Origin of the sequence: Gardnerella vaginalis (genome assembly GCF_001563665.1) — a bacterium.
GTDB lineage: Bacteria > Actinomycetota > Actinomycetes > Actinomycetales > Bifidobacteriaceae > Bifidobacterium > Bifidobacterium vaginale_A.
Genome location: NZ_KQ961876.1, coordinates 1 through 3,425, shown reverse-complemented (window position 1 = coordinate 3,425; position 3,425 = coordinate 1). Strand labels below are relative to the sequence as shown.

3 protein-coding genes and 1 pseudogene are annotated in these 3,425 nt (G+C 28.4%); 2 read left to right on the top strand and 2 right to left on the bottom strand.

Annotated features, from left to right (window positions below):
• Window positions 1-248 precede the first annotated feature (248 nt).
• Window positions 249-1,964: a serine/threonine-protein kinase gene (locus HMPREF3230_RS05760; protein WP_075523977.1), complete on the top strand. Its 1,716-nt coding sequence runs from the start codon at window positions 249-251 to the stop codon at window positions 1,962-1,964.
• 333 nt (window positions 1,965-2,297) lie between these two features.
• Here the strand turns inward: HMPREF3230_RS05760 and HMPREF3230_RS05755 are convergent, their stop codons facing one another.
• Both HMPREF3230_RS05755 and HMPREF3230_RS05750 read right to left on the bottom strand, forming a co-directional pair.
• Entirely contained in the window at window positions 2,298-2,747 is a 450-nt protein-coding gene (locus HMPREF3230_RS05755) for a hypothetical protein (RefSeq protein WP_075523999.1), read from the bottom strand.
• A 1-nt stretch (window position 2,748) separates the two neighbouring features.
• Window positions 2,749-2,949 carry a helix-turn-helix transcriptional regulator gene (locus HMPREF3230_RS05750; RefSeq protein ID WP_012994121.1) on the bottom strand — a complete coding sequence of 67 codons (201 nt, stop codon included), beginning with the start codon at window positions 2,947-2,949 and terminating at the stop codon, window positions 2,749-2,751.
• Between the two features lie 274 nt (window positions 2,950-3,223).
• Here HMPREF3230_RS05750 and HMPREF3230_RS06325 point away from each other — a divergent pair.
• A pseudogene (locus HMPREF3230_RS06325) lies at window positions 3,224-3,425 on the top strand (recombinase family protein); the annotation flags it as partial.

Genomic DNA, 3,425 nt, shown 5'->3' with positions numbered 1-3,425 from the left:
CATAGTGTGCACTCAAAAAAGTGTAGCTATACTAGGAGTTCTCTCAATCCACGTGGAGTGCGTAGCGTTGATACAAAGAGTGAAATCGTGAAAATCCTGCATTTTAAGCAGTTTTACAAGCATTATGTATTTGTAGAAGATGGCGAAGGTGGACGAAAAAAGTCCTAATAAATTATATAGATGTGAATGTTTGCATTGATATGGTGTGTGGAGATACAAAGGATGAATTGGGAAGTGAGAAATAAGAAATGACTAAATTAAAAGGGAAGAAGTTTGAGATAGACGGAAAGATATGTACACTTCTTGAACATTTAAAGGATGGAGGGAATTCCAGTGTTTGGATTGCAGAAATTGATAGTAAAAAATTTGCTGTAAAAATTTTAAATGAAGAAAGTGATAATAAGAAAGAACGCTTTAAAAAAGAAGTAGAGTTTTGTAAAAATGCCAAACATGATAATCTGATTCCAATATATTCGCATGGAGAAATCAATAACAAACTTTGTTATGTAATGGAACTTTATGATAAAAATTTAGCGGATTTGATAGAAATTGGAATTAGCTTTGAAAAAGGTTTTAATTATATATTTCAGATTTGTAGCGCACTTGAGTTCCTTCATAACCAAAATGTAATTCATAGGGATTTGAAACCTGAAAACATTTTGGTAGAGAAAGATAAATTGGTTTTAGCAGATTTGGGAATCGCTCATTTTGAAAACTCGTCAATAACCAGTAAAGATGATTTGCTAGCAAATAGAGGATATGCTGCTCCAGAACAAAAAATAAAAGGTTTGTCAAAGGATACAACTACAGCTGTGGATATATTTTCATTAGGATTGATAATGAATGAAATTTTTACTAGCAAAAAACCAGAAGGATCTAATTTTGCTTTAATATCAGATATATATCCTTGGTTAATCGATGTTGATGGATTAGTAGAAAGATGCACGAGACAAAATCCTGCGGAACGACCAAACATTAAGGAAGTTTCACTTGAACTAAAGCTTAAGTTTAATGAATTGAAAGATGAGATAACTTTAATTAAAGAGAATTTAGAAGAACATTTCGAGGAATTAGATTCAAGCAAGGATTGTGATAGTGAAATAAAAGAAAAAATTATTAAACAAGCATCAAACGATATTTTGACTGCAAAGTATTTTTTTGAGAATAAAACTACACAAGAACTGGAAAAATATAATCATAATTATCATTGCAATGTACATTACAAACTTGATACAGGTTTGAGAAGAGATTACATGAAATATTTATTAAAGAAGCGATGTAAAAGGACTTTTTTGTATGAGAGCAGTGTATATAAAAATGGTTATAAGTATGTACCATTAAATTTGGATGATAATCCTGAAGATAAAAAACTTTATGAAAAATTTTCTTCTTTTCTTAAAGACAATTCTATTGTTGATGGAGAACTGCTAAAACTATTTTCTTCTTGTTGTAATTATCATTGTGAAGAGATAATTCAAGATTTAGATGAGATTCAAAAAGAGGTAGAGAATTTAGATGATGCCCCAATATTATATATTGTCATGCATATTATAAATATTAAGGATAATAATGGTGATATATCTTGCGAGAATGAAATTTTAGTAAACTGGGAAGAGAGTATATCGAATTATGATAACAATAGTATTTATATGGGACTATTAAAAAAAGATAATCGTGAAAAAGAAATAGAAAAAGTTTTGAATTCATTTATTAAAAATTATAATGCAGTTGTTACTAAGAAAGATAACGGCTTTTTGGTTAGATTTGAAAACGAGAAATTATATAACGATTTTAAAAAATATGCATTAGAACTATCAGAGCAATATTATATATTTAATGGGGATGTACTTGATTTAGTTAGAGTAGAAAAAGAATATGATGGAATCATTGAATTAAAATTATGGAATTCATTTGATATAAAGAATACTTTAGCCAAGATTGTGGGATTTCGGAAAGATTATTAATTATAGATATGTTTCCACAGGCGCATCAACGCGAAAATAGAGCTTTGATAGCTCTCCGAGATTGGCTGCTCCCTATGCTCATGAACGGGCGAGCGACAATCGAAGATTAGGCAGCTAAATTATCATTTCCCTATCCATTAATTTCTTCTACTTAATCTATAAATTTCAATTAAAAAAGCGACTGAACTTATATTTCAATCGCTGAATGTCTTATATATTAAATTGTTTTAAGTGAGGCTTCTTATACTTACCATTTTTACCTCCTAATTTTGAGTATAAAAAAAGACGATAGAGTTTTAACTGTCTATCGTCTAATACCTTTACTATGATATTTTAAATCTTTTTTGACCAATATACTTTTAATAATTTAGAAAATATTATTTGTACAAATGCAACTATTATTAACGCTAAAAAGGCTTCATAACTTACATATGCTACAATTAAAGAAACTATTACAATAACCATTGAAAATATAGGTATTATATTTGATCCTGACTTCATCTTTATTAATATCATTCTTTCATCTGTTTCTTTAGTATGCATCTTCTCCAATATATCTCTATTTCTATATGCTCTACCAAGCATTGACATGTAGAATACAGATACAAGTTCAAGTCCAATAAAAAATACTGCTACATAATATGTCACATCTTCTTTTAATGGAAATTTATATTTTAAGTAAAAATTTCCAATAATAACTGCGAGTAAGGCAACCATACATAATAAGACTAAAATACTAATTCTAAATCCTATTTCTTTTTTATATTTTTCTAATTTGTTCATATTAATCATCCTCTTCTATACTAAATATTTCTTCAATACTCATATCAAAAAACTTAGCAATTTTAAAAGCCAACGGCAGTGACGCTATATATTTCCCAGTTTCAATGGAAGTTATGGTCTGTCTTGTTACTCCAACTTCATTTGCCAATTCTTCTTGAGTTATTTTATGCTGTTTTCTTAATTGAGAAATTGTATTTTTCATTTTCCTCCTTCAACAGCAAGTTAACTTTACATATAATGTATAGCTCGCTTTGCTTTTTTTGTCAAGCGTACTTTGCTTTTTTATAATTTCTTAAACTAAAAATACGATAGATTTTTTTATTATCTATCGTTTATTGCTATATTCAATCCTATAATTAGTTTTTTTATATTTTTATTTTTAATACCTTAGATTTTGAAGTTAATTTAGTTTTATCCCTATTTTTCAAAAAATCTTCACGATCAAACCAATTCTTTTTATCATAATCTTCAAGTAACTTGTAATTCTTGAACAGGAAGCAAAAGTCGTAAGAAGAATTTATAGAGAATATTTAGAAGGATTAAGCCTTAGAGACATAGCGGAGGGCCTTGAAAAAGACGGTGTTAAAAACGGTGCCGGGCATTTAAAATGGAATTTATCTAATATTAAAGGCATCTTGCAAAACGAAAAATATATTGGTGATGCTCTTTTACAAAAAA

Excerpts from the sequence above, each read along its gene's own strand:
- HMPREF3230_RS05750 (WP_012994121.1), bottom strand. The coding sequence starts at position 2,949 with ATGAAAAATACAATTTCTCAATTAAGAAAACAGCATAAAATAACTCAA.
- HMPREF3230_RS05760 (WP_075523977.1), top strand. The coding sequence starts at position 249 with ATGACTAAATTAAAAGGGAAGAAGTTTGAGATAGACGGAAAGATATGT.
- HMPREF3230_RS05755 (WP_075523999.1), bottom strand. The coding sequence starts at position 2,747 with ATGAACAAATTAGAAAAATATAAAAAAGAAATAGGATTTAGAATTAGT.